Source organism: Streptomyces sp. JN8, from assembly GCF_055808075.1.
Window position 1 is genome coordinate 5,099,470 of the sequence record NZ_CM147852.1, and the last position, 19,987, is coordinate 5,119,456.

A 19,987-nucleotide genomic window follows, 5' to 3' on the forward strand; every position below is an offset into this window, starting at 1 on the left:
CGCGCCGCAGCAGTACGGAACCCTCCGCAGCCGATGCCTGGAGCAGCAGCCGATCATGGACCTCGACGTCTACGTCACCGCCCACCGCGCCGAGTGGGAACGCCTCGACCAGCTCCTCCGCAAGGGCGGCAGGCTCACCGGCGCCGAGGCCGACGAACTCGTGTCCCTCTACCAGCGCGCGGCCACCCACCTCTCGATCGTCCAGTCGAGCGCCCCGGACCCCATGCTCACGGCGCGGCTCACCCAGCTCGTGGCCCGCGCCCGCGCCACCGTCACCGGCACCCGCCGCTCCTCCTGGCGCGACGCGGCCCGCTTCCTCACCGCCGGATTCCCCGCGGCCGTCTACCGCTCACGGCGCTGGTGGGTCCCCACCGCGGTCCTCTCCACCCTGCTCGCCGTCCTCATCGGCTGGTGGATCGGCACGCACCCCGAGGTCCAGGCCGCGATCGGAGCCCCCGCCGACCTCCGCGAGATGACCCGCCCCGGCGGGCAGTACGAGACGTACTACTCCAGCAACCCCGCGGCCTCCTTCGCCGCCCAGGTCTGGACGAACAACGCCCAGGCCGCCGCGATGTGCCTGGTCCTGGGCGCCTTCCTGGGCATCCCGGTGCTCTGGATCCTCTTCGTGAACATGCTGAACGTCGGCGTCGGCATCGGCCTGATGTCCTCCGCGGGCCGCCTCGACGTCTTCCTCGGCCTGATCCTTCCCCACGGCCTGCTCGAACTGACCGCCGTCTTCGTCGCCGCCGGCACGGGCCTCCGCCTCGGCTGGACCGTCATCGACCCCGGCCCCACCACCCGCCGCGCGGCCCTCGCGGAACGGGGTCGCGCGGCGGTCGGCATGGCCATCGGCCTGGCGCTCGTCCTCTTCGTCTCCGGCCTCATCGAAGGCTTCGTCACCCCCTCCGGCCTGCCGACCTGGGCCCGCATCACCATCGGCATCGCCGCCGAGCTGCTCTTCCTGACCTACGTCTACGTGCTCGGCGGCCGCGCCGCTCGCGCCGGCGACCAGGGAGACCTGGAGGAAGCCGACCGCAGCGCCCGGCTCCCCACCGCCGCCTGATGTGCGTCCGGCCCTGCGGACCTGCTAGTGTCCTCCGGTGCCCACAAAAGCCATTGACATGGCGGACGTGGGGAGGTAGATTCAAACGGTTGCCTGGAACTGGACAGTTCGGCAGCGATCAAGTAGAGTCTCACCTCGCTCCGGTCGGGAATTGAATTCCACGGAGCCATCCCGATTCTCATCCGAATCAAGCAAGCCGCCGATTAGGTCGGCCGAAATGATTCTGATAAAGTCGGAACCGCCGAAAGGCCCCCGGAGTGAAAACAAAAGGGACCGGAAAGCACCGAGGAAATCGGATCGGAAAGATCTGATAGAGTCGGAAACGCAAGACCGAAGGGAAAGCCCGGAGGAAAGCCCGAGAGGGTGAGTACGAAGGAAGCGTCCGTTCCTTGAGAACTCAACAGCGTGCCAAAAATCAACGCCAGATTAGTTGATACCCCGTCCATCTTCGGATGGCGAGGTTCCTTTGAAAGTCCTGCCGGCCCTTGTGGTTGGTAGGCGACATACACAGCGAGGACGCTGTGGACGGTCGGCCACATTCCGGCATGACCGTCCCGCTCAACGCGAGTGTCACCCGATTACGGGTAAACATTCACGGAGAGTTTGATCCTGGCTCAGGACGAACGCTGGCGGCGTGCTTAACACATGCAAGTCGAACGATGAAGCCCTTCGGGGTGGATTAGTGGCGAACGGGTGAGTAACACGTGGGCAATCTGCCCTTCACTCTGGGACAAGCCCTGGAAACGGGGTCTAATACCGGATAACACCGGCTTCCGCATGGGGGCTGGTTGAAAGCTCCGGCGGTGAAGGATGAGCCCGCGGCCTATCAGCTTGTTGGTGGGGTAATGGCCTACCAAGGCGACGACGGGTAGCCGGCCTGAGAGGGCGACCGGCCACACTGGGACTGAGACACGGCCCAGACTCCTACGGGAGGCAGCAGTGGGGAATATTGCACAATGGGCGAAAGCCTGATGCAGCGACGCCGCGTGAGGGATGACGGCCTTCGGGTTGTAAACCTCTTTCAGCAGGGAAGAAGCGAAAGTGACGGTACCTGCAGAAGAAGCGCCGGCTAACTACGTGCCAGCAGCCGCGGTAATACGTAGGGCGCAAGCGTTGTCCGGAATTATTGGGCGTAAAGAGCTCGTAGGCGGCTTGTCACGTCGGGTGTGAAAGCCCGGGGCTTAACCCCGGGTCTGCATCCGATACGGGCAGGCTAGAGTGTGGTAGGGGAGATCGGAATTCCTGGTGTAGCGGTGAAATGCGCAGATATCAGGAGGAACACCGGTGGCGAAGGCGGATCTCTGGGCCATTACTGACGCTGAGGAGCGAAAGCGTGGGGAGCGAACAGGATTAGATACCCTGGTAGTCCACGCCGTAAACGTTGGGAACTAGGTGTTGGCGACATTCCACGTCGTCGGTGCCGCAGCTAACGCATTAAGTTCCCCGCCTGGGGAGTACGGCCGCAAGGCTAAAACTCAAAGGAATTGACGGGGGCCCGCACAAGCAGCGGAGCATGTGGCTTAATTCGACGCAACGCGAAGAACCTTACCAAGGCTTGACATATACCGGAAAGCATTAGAGATAGTGCCCCCCTTGTGGTCGGTATACAGGTGGTGCATGGCTGTCGTCAGCTCGTGTCGTGAGATGTTGGGTTAAGTCCCGCAACGAGCGCAACCCTTGTCCTGTGTTGCCAGCATGCCCTTCGGGGTGATGGGGACTCACAGGAGACCGCCGGGGTCAACTCGGAGGAAGGTGGGGACGACGTCAAGTCATCATGCCCCTTATGTCTTGGGCTGCACACGTGCTACAATGGCCGGTACAAAGAGCTGCGATGCCGCGAGGCGGAGCGAATCTCAAAAAGCCGGTCTCAGTTCGGATTGGGGTCTGCAACTCGACCCCATGAAGTCGGAGTTGCTAGTAATCGCAGATCAGCATTGCTGCGGTGAATACGTTCCCGGGCCTTGTACACACCGCCCGTCACGTCACGAAAGTCGGTAACACCCGAAGCCGGTGGCCCAACCCCTTGTGGGAGGGAGCTGTCGAAGGTGGGACTGGCGATTGGGACGAAGTCGTAACAAGGTAGCCGTACCGGAAGGTGCGGCTGGATCACCTCCTTTCTAAGGAGCACAGTACCGATTGCAGGCAAACGTTCTGCACGGTCAGCTCATGGGTGGAACGTTGATTAGTTGGCGTGAGTGAACCTGATGGTTCTTCGAGTACTGCTTCGGCGTGGAAAGAAGGACACGGAGGGTTGCTCACGCTTGGCACGTTGTTGGGTGTCTGAGGGTACGGCCGGCTGGTCGTCCTTCAAGATTCCGGCCCCAGTGAACTCACCTGCTTGTCGGGTGGGGTGATGGGTGGCTGGTCGTTGTTTGAGAACTACACAGTGGACGCGAGCATCTGTGGCCAAGTTTTTAAGGGCGCACGGTGGATGCCTTGGCACCAGGAACCGATGAAGGACGTGGGAGGCCACGATAGTCCCCGGGGAGCCGTCAACCAGGCTTTGATCCGGGGGTTTCCGAATGGGGAAACCCGGCAGTCGTCATGGGCTGTCACCCATGCCTGAACACATAGGGCATGTGGAGGGAACGAGGGGAAGTGAAACATCTCAGTACCCTCAGGAAGAGAAAACAACCGTGATTCCGGGAGTAGTGGCGAGCGAAACCGGATGAGGCCAAACCGTATGCGTGTGATACCCGGCAGGGGTTGCGCATGCGGGGTTGTGGGATCTCTCTTTCACAGTCTGCCGGCTGTGAGGCGAGTCAGAAACCGTTGATGTAGGCGAAGGACATGCGAAAGGTCCGGCGTAGAGGGTAAGACCCCCGTAGCTGAAACATTGACGGCTCGTTTGAGAGACACCCAAGTAGCACGGGGCCCGAGAAATCCCGTGTGAATCTGGCGGGACCACCCGCTAAGCCTAAATATTCCCTGGTGACCGATAGCGGATAGTACCGTGAGGGAATGGTGAAAAGTACCGCGGGAGCGGAGTGAAATAGTACCTGAAACCGTGTGCCTACAAGCCGTGGGAGCGTCGGAGCCTTCGGGCTCTCGTGACTGCGTGCCTTTTGAAGAATGAGCCTGCGAGTTTGCGGTGCGTTGCGAGGTTAACCCGTGTGGGGAAGCCGTAGCGAAAGCGAGTCCGAATAGGGCGATTCAGTAGCGCGCTCAAGACCCGAAGCGGAGTGATCTAGCCATGGGCAGGTTGAAGCGGAGGTAAGACTTCGTGGAGGACCGAACCCACCAGGGTTGAAAACCTGGGGGATGACCTGTGGTTAGGGGTGAAAGGCCAATCAAACTCCGTGATAGCTGGTTCTCCCCGAAATGCATTTAGGTGCAGCGTCGTGTGTTTCTTGCCGGAGGTAGAGCACTGGATAGGCGATGGGCCCTACCGGGTTACTGACCTTAGCCAAACTCCGAATGCCGGTAAGTGAGAGCACGGCAGTGAGACTGTGGGGGATAAGCTCCATGGTCGAGAGGGAAACAGCCCAGAGCATCGACTAAGGCCCCTAAGCGTACGCTAAGTGGGAAAGGATGTGGAGTCGCAGAGACAACCAGGAGGTTGGCTTAGAAGCAGCCACCCTTGAAAGAGTGCGTAATAGCTCACTGGTCAAGTGATTCCGCGCCGACAATGTAGCGGGGCTCAAGCGTACCGCCGAAGTCGTGTCATTGCAGCGTTAAGCCCCAACGGGTGTTGTGATGGGTAGGGGAGCGTCGTGTGCCGGGTGAAGCAGCCGTGGAAGCGAGTTGTGGACGGTTCACGAGTGAGAATGCAGGCATGAGTAGCGATACACACGTGAGAAACGTGTGCGCCGATTGACCAAGGGTTCCTGGGTCAAGCTGATCTGCCCAGGGTAAGTCGGGACCTAAGGCGAGGCCGACAGGCGTAGTCGATGGACAACCGGTTGATATTCCGGTACCCGCTTTGAAACGCCCAATATCGAGCCCATTAATGCTAAGGCCGTGAAGCCGTTCCGGACCCTTCGGGGAATGGAAAGTGGTGGAGCCGTCGACCCAAGGTGGTAGTAGGTAAGCGATGGGGTGACGCAGGAAGGTAGTCCAGCCCGGGCGGTGGTTGTCCCGGGGTAAGGGTGTAGGCCGTGTGATAGGCAAATCCGTCACACATTAAGGCTGAGACCTGATGCCGAGCCGATTGTGGTGAAGTGGATGATCCTATGCTGTCGAGAAAAGCCTCTAGCGAGTTTCATGGCGGCCCGTACCCTAAACCGACTCAGGTGGTCAGGTAGAGAATACCGAGGCGTTCGGGTGAACTATGGTTAAGGAACTCGGCAAAATGCCCCCGTAACTTCGGGAGAAGGGGGGCCATCACTGGTGATCGGATTTACTCCGTGAGCTGGGGGTGGCCGCAGAGACCAGCGAGAAGCGACTGTTTACTAAAAACACAGGTCCGTGCGAAGCCGTAAGGCGATGTATACGGACTGACGCCTGCCCGGTGCTGGAACGTTAAGGGGACCGGTTAGCTCTGTTTCGACAGGGCGAAGCTGAGAACTTAAGCGCCAGTAAACGGCGGTGGTAACTATAACCATCCTAAGGTAGCGAAATTCCTTGTCGGGTAAGTTCCGACCTGCACGAATGGCGTAACGACTTCTCGACTGTCTCAACCATAGGCCCGGTGAAATTGCACTACGAGTAAAGATGCTCGTTTCGCGCAGCAGGACGGAAAGACCCCGGGACCTTTACTACAGTTTGATATTGGTGTTCGGTTCGGCTTGTGTAGGATAGGTGGGAGACTTTGAAGCCGTGACGCCAGTCATGGTGGAGTCGCCGTTGAAATACCACTCTGGTCGTGCTGGATGTCTAACCTCGGTCCGTGATCCGGATCAGGGACAGTGTCTGATGGGTAGTTTAACTGGGGCGGTTGCCTCCCAAAGGGTAACGGAGGCGCCCAAAGGTTCCCTCAGCCTGGTTGGCAATCAGGTGTTGAGTGTAAGTGCACAAGGGAGCTTGACTGTGAGACCGACGGGTCGAGCAGGGACGAAAGTCGGGACTAGTGATCCGGCGGTGGCTTGTGGAAGCGCCGTCGCTCAACGGATAAAAGGTACCCCGGGGATAACAGGCTGATCTTCCCCAAGAGTCCATATCGACGGGATGGTTTGGCACCTCGATGTCGGCTCGTCGCATCCTGGGGCTGGAGTCGGTCCCAAGGGTTGGGCTGTTCGCCCATTAAAGCGGTACGCGAGCTGGGTTTAGAACGTCGTGAGACAGTTCGGTCCCTATCCGCTGTGCGCGTAGGAATATTGAGAAGGGCTGTCCCTAGTACGAGAGGACCGGGACGGACGAACCTCTGGTGTGCCAGTTGTCCTGCCAAGGGCATGGCTGGTTGGCTACGTTCGGGAGGGATAACCGCTGAAAGCATCTAAGCGGGAAGCCTGCTTCGAGATGAGTATTCCCACCTCCTTGAGAGGGTAAGGCTCCCAGTAGACGACTGGGTTGATAGGCCGGATGTGGAAGCCCAGTAATGGGTGGAGCTGACCGGTACTAATAGGCCGAGGGCTTGTCCTCAGTTGCTCGCGTCCACTGTGTTAGTTCTGAAGCAATGAACTCCCTTTGCCGGTCGAGTTCAACTTCATAGTGTTTCGGTGGTCATAGCGTTAGGGAAACGCCCGGTTACATTCCGAACCCGGAAGCTAAGCCTTTCAGCGCCGATGGTACTGCAGGGGGGACCCTGTGGGAGAGTAGGACGCCGCCGAACAATCATTGTGGGAAAGCCCCGCACCGACATGGTGCGGGGCTTTTCTGCGTTCAGCTCTTTTTCGGCCATTCCTTGACGCAGTCATGACATTTCAAGGTCGCTGTGCCACGCTCCGTGGCGCACTCCGAACCCGGCCGGCGGCCCAGCCGAGCGGACCGGGTTCCCCCCACCCACAAGCCGTGGCAAGGAGAGCGACATGAAGTACACCCCCACTCTGACCGGTCTGGCCGCGCTCGTGATGGCGGTCGGCATCGCTGTTCCCGCGTCGGCCCGCGATGGTGCGGCCGCCGGCGCGGAGGTCGACGGCGTGATCGTCGTGTCCGGCAACACCTGCACATGGACCGGAGCCGACGCCGGCGCGACTCCTCCGAGCGCACTCACCGTCGACCGGTCCACGATCAACAAGCCCGGCGGGAACCTGGCCTGTGGCGGAGGCATCACCGCCTCGCTCAACAACGACCCGGCCTTCACCTTCGACGACGCCGCCGGGACGGCGACGACCGACGTCATCGACCTGACCGGCAAGCAGTCGTTCGTCTCCTGCCGCTACAAGGTCACGAACATCGTCTGGAACCGTGACGGAGCCACCAGGAAGTACGTGAACACCCCCTTCACGGCGACCAAGGTGTCGGGCTCGTTCCTGTGCCCGGGCTCCTTCAGCGCCGCGGCCGGGGAGGCCTCCGTCGTGTTCCGCTGAGTCGGAGCGGGCCATCCCGTCGATGGCCGGTCCGGCTTCCTGTCGGACCGGCCATCGGTACGCGAAGGCCTACAGGCGGCCGGCCGCCTTGAGGGCCAGATAGGCGTCCGCCAGGGCGGGAGCGAGGGCCTCGGGGGAGGCGTCCACGACCGTCACGCCGTGCCGGCGGAGCTGGTCCGCGGTGCGGGTGCGCTGGGACTGGGTCTGCGTGGCTGCAGCCGCCTCGTAGACACCCTCGATCGAGCCCCGGGTCGCGGCCATCCGGGCGACGTGCGGGTCGGAGACCGACGCGAGCAGCACCGTGTGGCGCTGGGAGAGCTGCGGCAGAACCGGGAGCAGGCCTTCCTCGATCGGAGCCGCGTCGAGGCTGGTCAGGAGGACGATCAGCGAACGGCGGGGAGCTCGGGCGAGAGCCGCCGCGGCCAGGGCGCGGGCGTCGGTCTCCACCAGCTCCGGTTCGAGCGGGGCGAGCGCGTCGACCACGGCGGGCAGGACGTCTCCGGCGGAACGTCCCCGGACCTGGGCACGGAGACGCCGGTCGTGGGCCAGGAGGTCCACGCGGTCCCCGGCGCGGGACGCGAGCGCCGTGAGGAGGAGCGCGGCGTCCATCGAGGCGTCGAGGCGGGGGACGTCGCCGACCCGGCCGGCCGAGGTGCGGCCGGTGTCGAGGACGATCAGGATGTGGCGGTCGCGTTCGGGGCGCCAGGTGCGGACGGCGACCGTGGACTGCCGGGCGGTGGCCCGCCAGTCGATCGAGCGGGTGTCGTCGCCGGGGACGTACTCCCGGAGGCTGTCGAACTCCGTGCCCTCACCGCGGGTCAGGACGCTGGTGCGGCCGTCGAGTTCCCGGAGGCGGGCCAGGCGGGACGGCAGGTGCTTGCGGCTGGTGAACGGGGGCAGGACGCGGACCGTCCAGGGGACCTCGTGATGGCTCTGGCGGGCCGCCAGGCCGAGCGGGCCGTAGGAGCGGACCGTGACGCGCTCCGCGTGGCGGTCGCCCCGGCGGGTCGGGCGCAGGCTCGTGCTCAGGCGGCGGCGTTCGCCGGCGGGGACGGTCAGGCGGTGGCGCGAGGCGGCCTGTTCGGTGCCGGGGAGCCAGCTGCTGGGCGGCCAGGCGTCGCGCAGCCGGGCGCGGAGTCGCCGGCGGGAGCGGTTCGTGACGGTGAGGTGGACGGTGGCCGTGTCACCGAGTCGAACGGATGTATCACCACTTCGGGTGAACTGGAGCGTTCGCACTGGTGCCGCCAGGGCGTAGTCGCACAGAATTGCGAGGGAGAGGGGCGCGTTCACCAGGAGCATCCCCGCCCAGCTGGGGGCGAGGACGCCGACGGGGAGCGATCCGAGGGCGGCGAGCAGCGCTGTTCGTCCGGTGAGGGCCATGGGGCGCCGTTCTCAGCGGGGGACGGGGACGTGGGCGAGGATCGAGTTGATGACGGAGTCGGGGGTGACTCCCTCCATCTCGGCCTCGGGCCGCAGGTGGATGCGATGGCGCAGGGTGGGGAGGGCGAGGGCCTTCACGTCGTCCGGGGTGACGTAGTCCCGGCCGGTGAGCCAGGCCCAGGCGCGGGCGGTGGAGAGCAGGGCGGTGGCGCCTCGGGGAGAGACCCCGAGGGTGAGTGAGGGGGATTCACGCGTGGCACGACAGATATCGACGACGTAGCCGGCGATCTCGGCCGAGGCCGAGACCTTGGCGACGGCGGCCCGGGCGGCTTCGAGGTCGGCGGGACCCGCGACGGGGCGGACGCCGGCGGCCTTCAGGTCGCGGGGGTCGAAGCCCTCCGCGTGACGGGTGAGGACCTGGATCTCGTCCGCGCGTGAGGGCAGAGGGACCGTCAGCTTCAGCAGGAAACGGTCCAGTTGGGCCTCGGGGAGGGGGTAGGTGCCCTCGTACTCGACGGGGTTCTGCGTCGCGGCCACCAGGAAGGTGTCGGGCAGGGCGCGCGGAGTGCCGTCGACCGTGACCTGACGCTCCTCCATGGCCTCCAGGAGCGAGGCCTGGGTCTTGGGGGGCGTGCGGTTGATCTCGTCGGCGAGCAGCAGATTCGTGAAGACCGGGCCGGGCTGGAAGGAGAACTCGGAGGTCCGGGTGTCGTAGACCAGGGATCCGGTGACGTCGCTCGGCATGAGGTCGGGGGTGAACTGGACGCGCTTGGTGTCGAGTTCGAGTGCTGCGGCGAGCGAGCGGACCAGCAGGGTCTTCGCGACGCCGGGGACGCCTTCGAGGAGGACGTGTCCGCGGCAGAGCAGGGCGACGACGAGACCGGTGACGGCGGGGTCCTGGCCGACCACGGCCTTTCCGATCTCGGTGCGCAGGGCCTCCAGGGAGGCGCGGGCGCTGTCCGAGGTCGTGGCGGTCTCGGGGGTCGGGGCGCTCATGAGGTGCGTACCTCTCTTTCGAGGGCGTCGAGTTGGTCCGCCAGGCGGATGAGAGCGGCGTCGTCGGCGGGTGCCGGGCCGAAGAGGAGGTGCGGGGGGTCCGCCGTGGTCCCCGGGAGACGGGCGGAGAGGGCGGGGAGGAGGCGGTCGGCAGAGTGGGCGTCCTGGACGGGGACGCCGAGCAGCGGGGCGATCCGGGTGCGGGTCGCGGTGCGCAGGACGGAGGAGGCGCGGTCGCGGGCGTTCGTCTTGCGGTAGAGGCGGGCCCGGCCCTCGGTGGCCTCGGAGGCGCGGAGGGCGACGGGCAGGCGCTCGGTCACCAGGGGGCCGAGTCGGCGGGCGCGCCAGACGGCGGCGAGCACGGCGGCGAGCGCGAGTTGGAGCGCTCCCCACAGCCAGCCGGAGGGGACGAGGGAGAGGAAGCCGCCCGTGGTGCCGTCCTCGGGTGAGTCGGCGGCGGCGGAGGCATCGGTCAGGGACGGGAGGTACCAGACGAGATGGGGCCGGGAGCCGAGGAGTTGCAGGGCGAGCGAGGCGTTGCCCTGCTGGTCGAGATGCTGGTTGAGCAGGATGTCGGGCGAGCCGAGGAGGACGGTGTCGGCGGTGCCCGGTCCGGGGAGGCGGAGCAGGGTCGGCAGGCCGTCGGAGGGGTAGCAGGAGTCGGCGGCCGTGCCGGGGGCGGTGCGGTAGCGCTCGCCGCCGAGGTCGGCGCTGCCGGCGCGGACGGCCGCCGCCAGGGTGCAGGAGGGGGCGCGGTTCTCCACCGGGGTGCTGAGGGAGCTGGTGACTCCCGGGGCGAGGGTGTCGAGGGAGGGGCGTCCCGCGCCGATGAGGACCGTGCGGCCGGTGGAGTCCGCCATGGCCCGGTGGAGCGTGGCCTGCTGGGACCGCGTCAGCAGGTCGGGTGTGGTGACCAGCAGCGTGGCGTCGGGGCCGGTCGCGGCGGTCGCCGCGTCGAGGGTGGTGGCGACGGTGAGGTCGACGCTCCGGGCCTTGAGGAGCTCGGCGACGGCCCGGCTGCCGTTCGGGTCGGCGGAGCGGGGGTCCAGGGCGCCGTGGGCGTCGGAGGAGCGCAGTGTGGCGAGTGCGAGGCCGCCGACGAGGACCAGGGCGAGGACGAGGGCCGCGCCGCGGGCCCGGGTCCACAGCTGGCGTGCCGAGAGGGCGGTCGACGTCGTGCTGGTGGCCGTGCGGCTCATACGGGCGTTCCCGAGGCGGCGGGGTCGAGGGTGGGGCGGGTGCGCTCCAGGACGGTGTCCAGCTCTTCGATGCGGCGGTACGCGGGCTCGTCGGCGGTGCGGCCGCCGTACGTGACGTCGTCGAAGACGCGGACGGCGAGGCGCAGGTCGTCCGCGTGGGCGGGCAGGGAGCGGCTCGCCTCGGCGGCAGCCTCGTCGGCGGTGCGGCCGGGGCGCGGATCGAGCAGGGCGCGTTCCTCGAGGGCGCGGACGATGGCCCGTGTGCGTTCCTGGACGGCCTGGTTCCAGCGGCCGGCGGCGGCGTGGCTTGCGGCGGCCTCCCGGTGGTCGCGGGCGGTGCGCGGGCCGTCCGCGAAGAGGGAGTCGCCGGTGGCGCCGGGTGCGCGGTGGGGGGTGCCGAGGCGCCACCACAGGGCGGCGACCGCGGCGATCACGAGGAGTGCGACCACGACGAGGCCGATCACGCCGCCGGGCGTGGCCCCGGAGGCGGCGTCGAAGAGGTCGCCGACCCACTCCCAGAAGCGGTCGAGGCCGCGCTGGAGGAGGTTCGGGTCGTTCTCGTGGTACATCGGCTCGGACAACTCCCGTTCCGCCGCCTCTCGGGCGGGGACGCGGGAGATGTCCAGCGGTGTGTCGTCGGCGGTGAGCCGTGCCGGTGCCGTGGTCGTTCCTCCCGTGACCGTCACGGCATCAGCCTCCGACGGTCTGGGTGCCCGGGGTGGGGCCGTAGCCGGGGACGCCCGCGGCCCGTGCCAGTTCGAGGTCCAGGGCTTCGCGGCGGATGCGCTGGTCCACGTAGAGGAGGACGGTCACACCGGCCGACACGGGGTACGTGATCGCGCTGGTGATGACCCCGCCGATGCCCGTGACGATCAGGAACGGCCAGCCGAAGGAGGTGGACGTGCCGGAGAGCATGTCGGAGAAGCCGTCGCCGTCGACCGCGATGCCGATGATGGTGAACGGGATCGCGATGATCATGGAGAAGATGAAGATCAGCAGCTGGGTGAGGAGCGTGATGCCGAAGATGCGCCACCACGCGCCCTGAACGAGCTTGGCCGAGCGCTTCAGGGACGTGAACACGCCGCCGCGCTCCAGCATCAGGGCCGGGGAGGCCAGGCTGAAGCGGATCATCAGCCAGACGGCCGCCACCAGGGCGCCGAGGCCGCCGAGGAGGGTCAGGGCGACGCCGGCGGCGCCGCCGATCAGCAGGCCGGGGAGCAGGCCGACCATCACGACGGCGGAGCTCATCGCCGCGAGCAGCAGGGTCAGGCCGACGAGCTGCAGGAGGCGCGGGCGGGCCTCCTGCCAGGCGGCGCCGAGCGAGACCGGGCGGCCGAGGACGGCCCGGCTGATGACGACGGTCAGCAGCGCGGCGCTGATCAGGGACCCCATCAGCGTCACGAGCAGGGCGGGGCCGAGGCCGATCAGGGAGGCCTGGGCCGCGTCGAGGGACTGCTCGAGCGCCTCCGCGGGGGTGGCGTCCGGGTTCGCCGCGGGAACGTCCGGGGCGAGGTACTGCTGGGCCAGGATGTTGGCGATCTGGGAGACCACCGCGACCGTGACCGTGATGGCCAGCACGGTGCGCCAGTAGGTGCGGAGGGTCTTCACCGCGCCGTCGAGGATCTCGCCCATGCCGAGGGGCCGCAGCGGGATCACTCCGGGCTTCGCGGCCGGCGGGCGGCCCCAGTGGGCGTTCGGCGGGGGAGCCCCCCAGCCGGGGCCGCGACCGGGTGCCGGGGGCGGGGTCGGGCCGGTCGGCGGGGACCACCGGCCGGCGGGAGGCTGGTCCTCGGACCACTGCGGGGTGGAGCCGTTCGCGTCGGCCGGAGCGGCCGGCCGGGGGACCCCGGAGCCGTTCTGGTCGTCGGAGGGGGCGGATCCGGGCGAGGTCCAGCCCGGAGTGTCGTTCACGGTCGTCCACCTCGGAGGAATGGTCGCGGTGCCGGATCGGCGAACCGGCTCGGTCACGGCGGCCGACACCTGACGCGGCGGCGGGCCGGGTGCCATCGTGCCACGCGGGGCCCTCCCGTGGGCCGGAGCGTCCGTGACCTTCGTACCTTCGTCCGGACCTTCATTGTGCGAGCGGCAGACGGCACACTGTGCGGACACCCGATCATCACGCGCGAACCGTGCGGTGACGGGCCGAGCGGGGCGCGGTCGACGGGGTCGCGGACCCGGGCTGGGGGAGGCGCTGTGTGGCAGGTCACGGCAGGTAACGATTGGCTAATGGGATGATGTCGATATGAAGGGACGCGTTCTTGTCGTCGACGACGACACCGCACTGGCCGAGATGCTCGGCATCGTGCTGCGGGGTGAAGGGTTCGAGCCGTCGTTCGTCGCGGACGGTGACAAGGCGCTTGCCGCATTCCGGGAGGCCAAGCCTGACCTGGTGCTGCTCGACCTGATGCTGCCCGGGAGGGACGGCATCGAGGTGTGCCGCCTGATCAGGGCCGAGTCGGGTGTGCCGATCGTCATGCTCACCGCGAAGAGCGACACGGTCGACGTGGTGGTGGGTCTGGAGTCCGGCGCCGACGACTACATCGTCAAGCCGTTCAAGCCCAAGGAGCTGGTGGCCCGCATCCGGGCGCGGCTGCGGAGGTCTGAGGAGCCGGCGCCGGAGCAGCTCACCATCGGTGACCTGGTGATCGACGTCGCGGGCCACTCCGTCAAGCGGGACGGGCAGTCCATCGCCCTGACCCCGCTGGAGTTCGACCTGCTCGTCGCGCTGGCGCGCAAGCCGTGGCAGGTGTTCACCCGCGAGGTGCTCCTGGAACAGGTCTGGGGCTACCGGCACGCGGCGGACACCCGGCTGGTGAACGTGCACGTGCAGCGGCTGCGCTCGAAGGTCGAGAAGGACCCCGAGCGGCCCGAGATCGTGGTGACCGTGCGGGGCGTCGGATACAAGGCGGGACCGAGCTGACATGAGTACAGGCAGTACTGCTCCGAAGCCCGGGGACCCGGGAGTCCGTACGGGGCGGGCTGCCGGACCGGGGCGGGGGGGCTCGCGTTCCGGCCGTCCGCCGCGCGGTGGACGGCTGTTCCGGGACGGGGCGCCGGGCGGGCCGGTGCTCCGGCTGTTCGTGCGCTGGGTGCGCAGGCCGCTGCTGCCCGCGCTACGGCTGTGGCGGCGCAACATCCAGCTCCGGATCGTCGCGGGAACCCTGCTGATGTCGCTCGGCGTGGTGCTGCTCCTCGGCCTGGTCGTGATCGGCCAGGTGCGCAACGGACTGCTCGACGCCAAGGAGAGGGCCGCCCAGAGCCAGGCCGCCGGCGGGTTCTCCGCCGCCCAGGACCGGGCGGCGACCACCCCCTCGGCGGCCGGACAGCAGGACGGCGCGCGGGCCGGTGCCTCCGTGAACTGGCGTTCCACGCTGGTGGAGCAGCTGGCCAGCGGCGGTCAGAGCGCCTTCAACGTGGTCGCGCTGTCCCTGGACACCGGGGAGGCCGCGAGCCGCGGCGCCCGGGCCTCGGGAGAGGTCGATCCGACCACGAGCATCCCCGCCGAACTGCGGCATCAGGTCGCGCAGGCCACGGACACCTACCAGCAGTTCACCCGCATCCACTACACCAACGGCAAGCCGTCCGAGGCCGGTCTCGTGATCGGCCAGCGGCTGAACGACGCCGAGGGCACCCAGTACGAGCTGTACTACCTCTTCCCGCTGACCCAGGAGGAGGACTCCCTCACCCTGGTCAAGGGAACCCTGGCGACCGCCGGGCTCTTCGTGATGGTGCTGCTGGGCGCCATCGCGTGGCTCATGGTGCGCCAGGTCGTCACTCCCGTGCGGATGGCCGCCGGGATCGCCGAGCGGCTCTCGGCCGGTCGGCTCCAGGAACGGATGAAGGTCACCGGCGAGGACGACATCGCCCGGCTCGGCGAGGCCTTCAACAAGATGGCCCAGAACCTCCAGCTCAAGATCCAGCAGCTGGAGGAGCTGTCGCGGATGCAGCGGCGGTTCGTCTCGGACGTCTCGCACGAGCTGCGGACGCCGCTCACCACGGTCCGGATGGCCGCCGACGTCATCCACGAGGCCCGGGTCGACTTCGACCCCGTCACGGCCCGCTCCGCGGAGCTGCTCGGGGACCAGCTCGACCGTTTCGAGTCGCTGCTCTCCGACCTCCTGGAGATCAGCCGCTTCGACGCGGGAGCGGCCGCCCTGGAGGCGGAGCCGATAGACCTGCGGCAGGTGGTGCGCCGGGTCATCGGCGGCGCGGAGCCCCTCGCCGAGCGCAAGGGCACCCGCATCGTGGTCGTCGGCGACCAGCAGCCCGTGGTGGCCGAGGCGGACGCCCGCCGGGTCGAGCGGGTGCTGCGCAACCTGGTGGTCAACGCCGTGGAGCACGGCGAGGGCCGGGACGTGGTGGTGAAGCTGGCGGCCGCCGGTGGGGCCGTCGCGGTCGCGGTGCGCGACTACGGCGTCGGACTCAAGCCGGGCGAGGCGACCCGGGTCTTCAACCGCTTCTGGCGCGCCGACCCCGCGCGGGCGCGGACCACGGGCGGCACCGGCCTCGGCCTGTCGATCGCGGTGGAGGACGCCCGGCTGCACGGCGGCTGGCTGCAGGCCTGGGGCGAGCCCGGCGGCGGGTCTCAGTTCCGGCTCACGCTGCCGAGGACCGCGGACGAGCCGCTGCGGGGGTCCCCGATACCCCTGGAGCCCGAGGACTCCCGGCGCAACCGCGAGCAGGCGGCCGCCGGACGCGCCCAGGACGACGCGCGCCGCACGGTGCCGGCGCAGCCCGCCGGCGACCGGCAGCAGCTGTCCGTACCGCCGAGGCTCCCCGCACCCCAGCGGGCCAGCGTCGACCCGACGGCCCTGCCCGGCAACGGCGCACGGGTCGTGGCACGGGGGACGGCGGAGAACGAGAACGCCGGGGCGGGGCAGGCGACGGCCGGTGCCGGGAACACGGAGCGGGAGGACGGGACACGTGGGCGCTGACTCCTCCACGGAGCAGGCGGGGCGGGGCTTCCGAACGGGGCGTGCGGTGCGGGGCTCCACGGGCCTCCGGCCGGTGCACCCCGGTCCGGGTGCCCGTCCGGGACGGGGGCTCGGCGGCCGGGTGGTCGTACTGGCCGCGTGCGGCGGGCTGCTGGTGACCGGGTGCGCGACCATGCCCGACAGCGGCGAGGTCCAGTCGGTGCGGCGGGTCAACCAGGGCGACTCGCAGGTGCGGGTCTATGCCGTGGCGCCCCGGGAGAACGCGGACCCGGACGACATCGTCGACGGCTTCCTCGAAGCCATGACCAGTGACGACCCGGGCTTCGCCACCGCCCGCAAGTACCTGACGGCCCAGGCCGAGCGGACGTGGAAGCCGGAGCAGAGCATCACCGTGCTCACCACGGCGCCCGACCGCGACCAGGCCGACCGCAACGCCGACCCCGACAACCAGGGCCGCGCCTACTCGCTCTCCGGCCGCAAGATCGCGACCGTGGACGCCCGGCACGCGTACCAGCCGATCAGCCCCGCCAAGTACCTCCAGTCGATCCACGTCGTCCAGCAGCCCACGGCCAACGGCAAGGGCAAGGAGTGGCGCATCGACAGCCTGCCCCCGGGGCTGGTGCTCGGCGAGGCGGACTTCCTGCGCAACTACCGGTCGGTCAACAAGTACTACTTCGCCTCCGGGGAGGACCTGGTCGTCGCCGACCCGGTCTACATCCGGCAGCGCCAGGACCCGGTCACCCGGATGGACCCGGTGACGCAGACGGTCAGGGCGCTCCTCGAAGGCCCCACGGACTGGCTGAAGCCCGCCGTCGACTCCAGCTTCCCCTCCGGTACGGAGCTGCGGAAGGGCGTCACCGCGCTCACCCCCGACGACCAGTCCACGATCAAGGTCCCGCTCAACGCCAAGGCGGACCTGGTGGGCGGCGAGCCGTGCCGGCGGATGGCGGCGCAGCTGCTGTTCACCTTGCGCGACCTGACCTCGGTCAACGCCGAGCAGGTGGAGCTCCAGGGCTCCAGGGGGCAGTCGCTGTGCCGGCTGGGCAAGGGGCAGGCGGCCGACGAGTTCGCCCCCGTCCGCCCCACGGACCGGGACGAGAACCCGTACTTCGTCGACGAGCACCACAAGCTGATGATGCTGGTCGTCGGGGGCAAGGAGGCCAACGAGCCCGCCTCCGTGCCCGGCCCGCTCGGCAAGGGCACCACGAAGCTCGGCTCGGTCGCCGTCGACCGGGGCGAGACCCGGGGCGCCGGCGTCTCGGAGAGCGGCCGCGAGCTGTACGTCTCCTCCATCACCACCGAGGAGGCCGCGGCGCCGCCGGTCCTGCGCAGCAAGGCCGCCAAGCCGGAGGACCGGTTGTCCGCGCCCAGCTGGGACGGCCGGGGCAACCTGTGGATCGCCGACCGCGACCCCGCCGCCCCCCAGCTGTGGATGGTGCCGGGCGGCACCGGCGAACCCGTCAAGGTGCGGACGCCGCCGTGGCTGGCGGAGGACGCGAAGATCGAGTCGCTGCGGGTCTCCGCCGACGGCGTCCGGATCGCGCTGGTGGTCACCCGCGACGGGGACACGACCCTCCAGATCGGCCGGGTCCAGCGGGACACCTCGGGCGACGAGCCGGTCGTCTCCGTGCTCGACTTCCAGCCCGCGGCGCCCCGGATGGAGTCGGTCACGGCGGTCTCCTGGGCCGGGCCGAGCCGGCTCGTCGTCGTCGGCCGGGAGGCGGGCGGCGTCCAGCAGATCCGCTACCTCCAGACGGACGGCTCGACCTCGGCGACCTCGGTCCTCCCCGGTCTGAACGGCGTGACCTCGGTGGCCGCGCCGCACCAGGGCTCCGTGCCGCTGGTCGCGGACTCCGGCAACGACGGCATCGTGCGGCTCGTGCCCGGGACGAACTGGCAGCCCGTGGTCAAGAAGGGCACCTCGCCGGTCTACCCGGGCTGACCCGGGCGTCCGGGACCCGGCGTCCGCGCCTCGGGCGGCCGCCGCTCGGCCCGCCGCCGGGCAGGGCGGCGGGGCCCGGGCCACGGCTCCGGGGCGGGCGCGAAGGGCGGTACCTGACGTACTCCGGGGTCTTCCGCCGCCGTTTTCCACAGGGGTGGCCGCGGTGCCCGGGAAGGCGCACAGTGGAGCCATGCGGGGGTGGTGGCGCGAGATCGCCGGGCTGGTGCTGCCGGTCGCCTGCGGAGGCTGCGGCCGGCCGCGGACGGAGCTGTGCCCGGTGTGCGCGGCCGCCCTGACGGGAGCCGGGGAGGGGCCGCGCAGGGTGCGGCCGTCGCCCGAGCCCGCCGGGCTGCCCGTCGTCCACGCCGCGGCGCCGTACGCCGACGCCGTGCGCGAACTCCTCGTCTCCCACAAGGAACGCGGGGCGCTCGGTCTCGCCGGGCCCCTGGGCGGCGCCCTCGCCGTCGCCGTGGAGGCCGCTGCCGGGGCCGTCGGCGGCCTCGCGACCGGGCCCCTGCTCCTCGTACCGGTGCCCTCCTCGCGGCGCTCCGTACGGGCGCGTGGCCACGATCCGACGCGGCGGATCGCGCTGGCCGCGGCGGCCCGGCTCCGGGGCGCGGGACGGCCCGCGCGGGTCGTGCCGGTGCTGCGCCAGCGGCGGTACGTGGCGGACCAGGCGGGTCTCGGGGCGGCGGGCCGGCGCGCGAACCTCTCCGGCGCGCTGGAGGTCGTCCCCGGCGGCGGGCGGCTGCTCCGGGCGGGAAGGGTGGTCCTCGTCGACGATGTGATGACCACGGGCGCCACGCTCGCGGAGGCGGCGCGCGCCCTCGGAGGCGTACACCTTCCGTTCATTCCTGAATTACCGCGCGGTTTACCGGAGGGTAAGGGGCAGCATGGATTCGAACAGCGGGCGGCGGCTGTGATCGCATCCTCTCCCGTCTCGTTCGGAATAAACCGGAACTCGTAGGGAACTTGGAACGTTGCAGGTGGTGAGAGGTGGAAGCACCCGTACGGAGGTATGTCGCGGTACCGGGTGCCGACACCCGTCCGAAGGGGCTATGTTCGGTTGTGAGGAATGGCGAAAGCCATCACCTAGCCGAATACATGGTTGCGCCTACAGGACAGGAGTTCAGGGCGAATTAACCTCTTGTCGATGGGGTGGGGATCTCGTCGACTGGGCAGGAGGAGGTGAAACTCGCCGAGTCCGAGCTCCGGTGACCGACCGGAGTCTGGTGCAAAGGGAGAAGCCCTGCGGCCGAGAGAGCCGACAGGGCGATCCGGGAACGGAGTTCTGCGTGGACATCGTCGTCAAGGGCCGCAAGACCGAGGTGCCCGAGCGGTTCCGCAAGCACGTGGCCGAGAAGCTGAAGCTGGAGAGGATCCAGAAGCTCGACGGCAAGGTGATCAGCCTCGACGTCGAGGTGTCCAAGGAACACAACCCGCGGCAGGCCGACAGGTCCGACCGCGTCGAGATCACTCTCCACTCCCGAGGCCCGGTCATCCGGGCCGAAGCCGCGGCGGCGGACCCGTACGCGGCCCTCGACCTCGCCAGCGACAAGCTCGAGGCACGACTGCGCAAGCAGCACGACAAGCGGTACACCCGCCGTGGAAACGGCAGGCTTTCGGCGGCGGAGGTCGGGGACGTGGTGCCCGGCGCCGCCCAGCTCAACGGAGACGGCCAGCTCGTCGCCGACGAGTCCGACAAGGTGCCCACCACGATGATGGGCTCGATCGAAGTCCAGGGCGAAGGCCCGCTGGTGGTCCGCGAGAAGACCCACCGGGCCGCGCCGATGACCCTCGACCAGGCTCTCTACGAGATGGAGCTGGTCGGACACGACTTCTACCTCTTCGTCGACTCCGACACGAAGCAGCCGAGTGTCGTCTACCGCCGACACGCGTACGACTACGGCGTCATCCACGTGGAGAGCGACCCGCTCGCCGAGGGTGGCGGCGCGGGTGGTGCGCTCGGCGGCTGACCGCCCCTCCGCGCCCCCCACACTCCAACTGCCCCTCACGGTGCCCCTGGAGCGCCCCTCGCGCCCCTAGGGGCACCACCGTGCGCCCGC

12 protein-coding genes and 3 rRNA genes are annotated in these 19,987 nt (G+C 68.7%); 10 read left to right on the top strand and 5 right to left on the bottom strand.

Features of this window, described 5'->3' with window-relative positions; translation table 11 throughout:
• Positions 1-55: 55 nt before the first annotated feature.
• The 5 genes from ACY0MR_RS22515 (at position 56) to ACY0MR_RS22535 (ending at position 7,470) form a co-directional block, all read left to right on the top strand.
• Positions 56-1,063 (top strand): stage II sporulation protein M, encoded by a 1,008-nt coding sequence (locus tag ACY0MR_RS22515; RefSeq protein WP_388807188.1) that lies wholly within the window; start codon positions 56-58, stop codon positions 1,061-1,063.
• A gap of 591 nt (positions 1,064-1,654) precedes the next feature.
• Positions 1,655-3,180 (top strand): 16S ribosomal RNA (locus ACY0MR_RS22520).
• A 287-nt stretch (positions 3,181-3,467) separates the two neighbouring features.
• Positions 3,468-6,583 (top strand): 23S ribosomal RNA (locus ACY0MR_RS22525).
• A gap of 73 nt (positions 6,584-6,656) precedes the next feature.
• A 5S ribosomal RNA gene (gene rrf / locus ACY0MR_RS22530) occupies positions 6,657-6,773 on the top strand.
• The 16S, 23S and 5S rRNA genes sit together here, the layout of an rRNA operon.
• 196 nt (positions 6,774-6,969) lie before the next feature.
• Positions 6,970-7,470 (top strand): hypothetical protein, encoded by a 501-nt coding sequence (locus ACY0MR_RS22535; protein WP_388798136.1) that lies wholly within the window; start codon positions 6,970-6,972, stop codon positions 7,468-7,470.
• A gap of 69 nt (positions 7,471-7,539) precedes the next feature.
• Here ACY0MR_RS22535 and ACY0MR_RS22540 read toward each other — a convergent pair whose 3' ends face one another.
• From ACY0MR_RS22540 to ACY0MR_RS22560, 5 genes are read right to left on the bottom strand one after another with little or no spacing between them, the layout of a single operon-like run.
• A complete protein-coding gene (locus tag ACY0MR_RS22540; RefSeq protein WP_473554942.1) occupies positions 7,540-8,850 on the bottom strand; it encodes a DUF58 domain-containing protein in 1,311 nt (436 codons plus the stop codon).
• Positions 8,851-8,862: 12 nt separating this feature from the next.
• The gene (locus tag ACY0MR_RS22545) at positions 8,863-9,846 is read right to left on the bottom strand and encodes an AAA family ATPase (RefSeq protein WP_388798142.1); all 984 of its coding nucleotides are present in this window, start codon (positions 9,844-9,846) and stop codon (positions 8,863-8,865) included.
• Entirely contained in the window at positions 9,843-11,045 is a 1,203-nt protein-coding gene (locus ACY0MR_RS22550; RefSeq protein ID WP_473554945.1) for a DUF4350 domain-containing protein, read from the bottom strand. The genes ACY0MR_RS22545 and ACY0MR_RS22550 overlap by 4 nt, the downstream gene beginning before the upstream one ends.
• Positions 11,042-11,731 (bottom strand): DUF4129 domain-containing protein, encoded by a 690-nt coding sequence (locus tag ACY0MR_RS22555; RefSeq protein WP_473554948.1) that lies wholly within the window; start codon positions 11,729-11,731, stop codon positions 11,042-11,044. The genes ACY0MR_RS22550 and ACY0MR_RS22555 overlap by 4 nt, the downstream gene beginning before the upstream one ends.
• Positions 11,732-11,735: 4 nt before the next feature.
• Complete coding sequence (locus ACY0MR_RS22560; protein ID WP_473554950.1) at positions 11,736-12,956, bottom strand: hypothetical protein; 1,221 nt, start codon at positions 12,954-12,956, stop codon at positions 11,736-11,738.
• 331 nt (positions 12,957-13,287) lie between these two features.
• On the opposite strand from ACY0MR_RS22560, the gene mtrA reads away from it, so the two are divergent.
• The 5 genes from mtrA (at position 13,288) to hpf (ending at position 19,897) form a co-directional block, all read left to right on the top strand.
• Positions 13,288-13,965 carry a two-component system response regulator MtrA gene (gene mtrA, locus ACY0MR_RS22565; protein WP_010356958.1) on the top strand — a complete coding sequence of 226 codons (678 nt, stop codon included), beginning with the start codon at positions 13,288-13,290 and terminating at the stop codon, positions 13,963-13,965.
• Between the two features lies 1 nt (position 13,966).
• Positions 13,967-15,979, top strand: coding sequence for an MtrAB system histidine kinase MtrB (gene mtrB, locus ACY0MR_RS22570; protein ID WP_388798154.1), 2,013 nt, complete (start codon positions 13,967-13,969; stop codon positions 15,977-15,979).
• Positions 15,980-16,151: 172 nt separating this feature from the next.
• Positions 16,152-17,921, top strand: coding sequence for an LpqB family beta-propeller domain-containing protein (locus ACY0MR_RS22575; RefSeq protein ID WP_388798157.1), 1,770 nt, complete (start codon positions 16,152-16,154; stop codon positions 17,919-17,921).
• A 190-nt stretch (positions 17,922-18,111) separates the two neighbouring features.
• Entirely contained in the window at positions 18,112-18,888 is a 777-nt protein-coding gene (locus tag ACY0MR_RS22580; RefSeq protein WP_473554955.1) for a ComF family protein, read from the top strand.
• Positions 18,889-19,216: 328 nt separating this feature from the next.
• Entirely contained in the window at positions 19,217-19,897 is a 681-nt protein-coding gene (gene hpf / locus ACY0MR_RS22585) for a ribosome hibernation-promoting factor, HPF/YfiA family (protein ID WP_361859226.1), read from the top strand.
• Positions 19,898-19,987 lie beyond the last annotated feature (90 nt).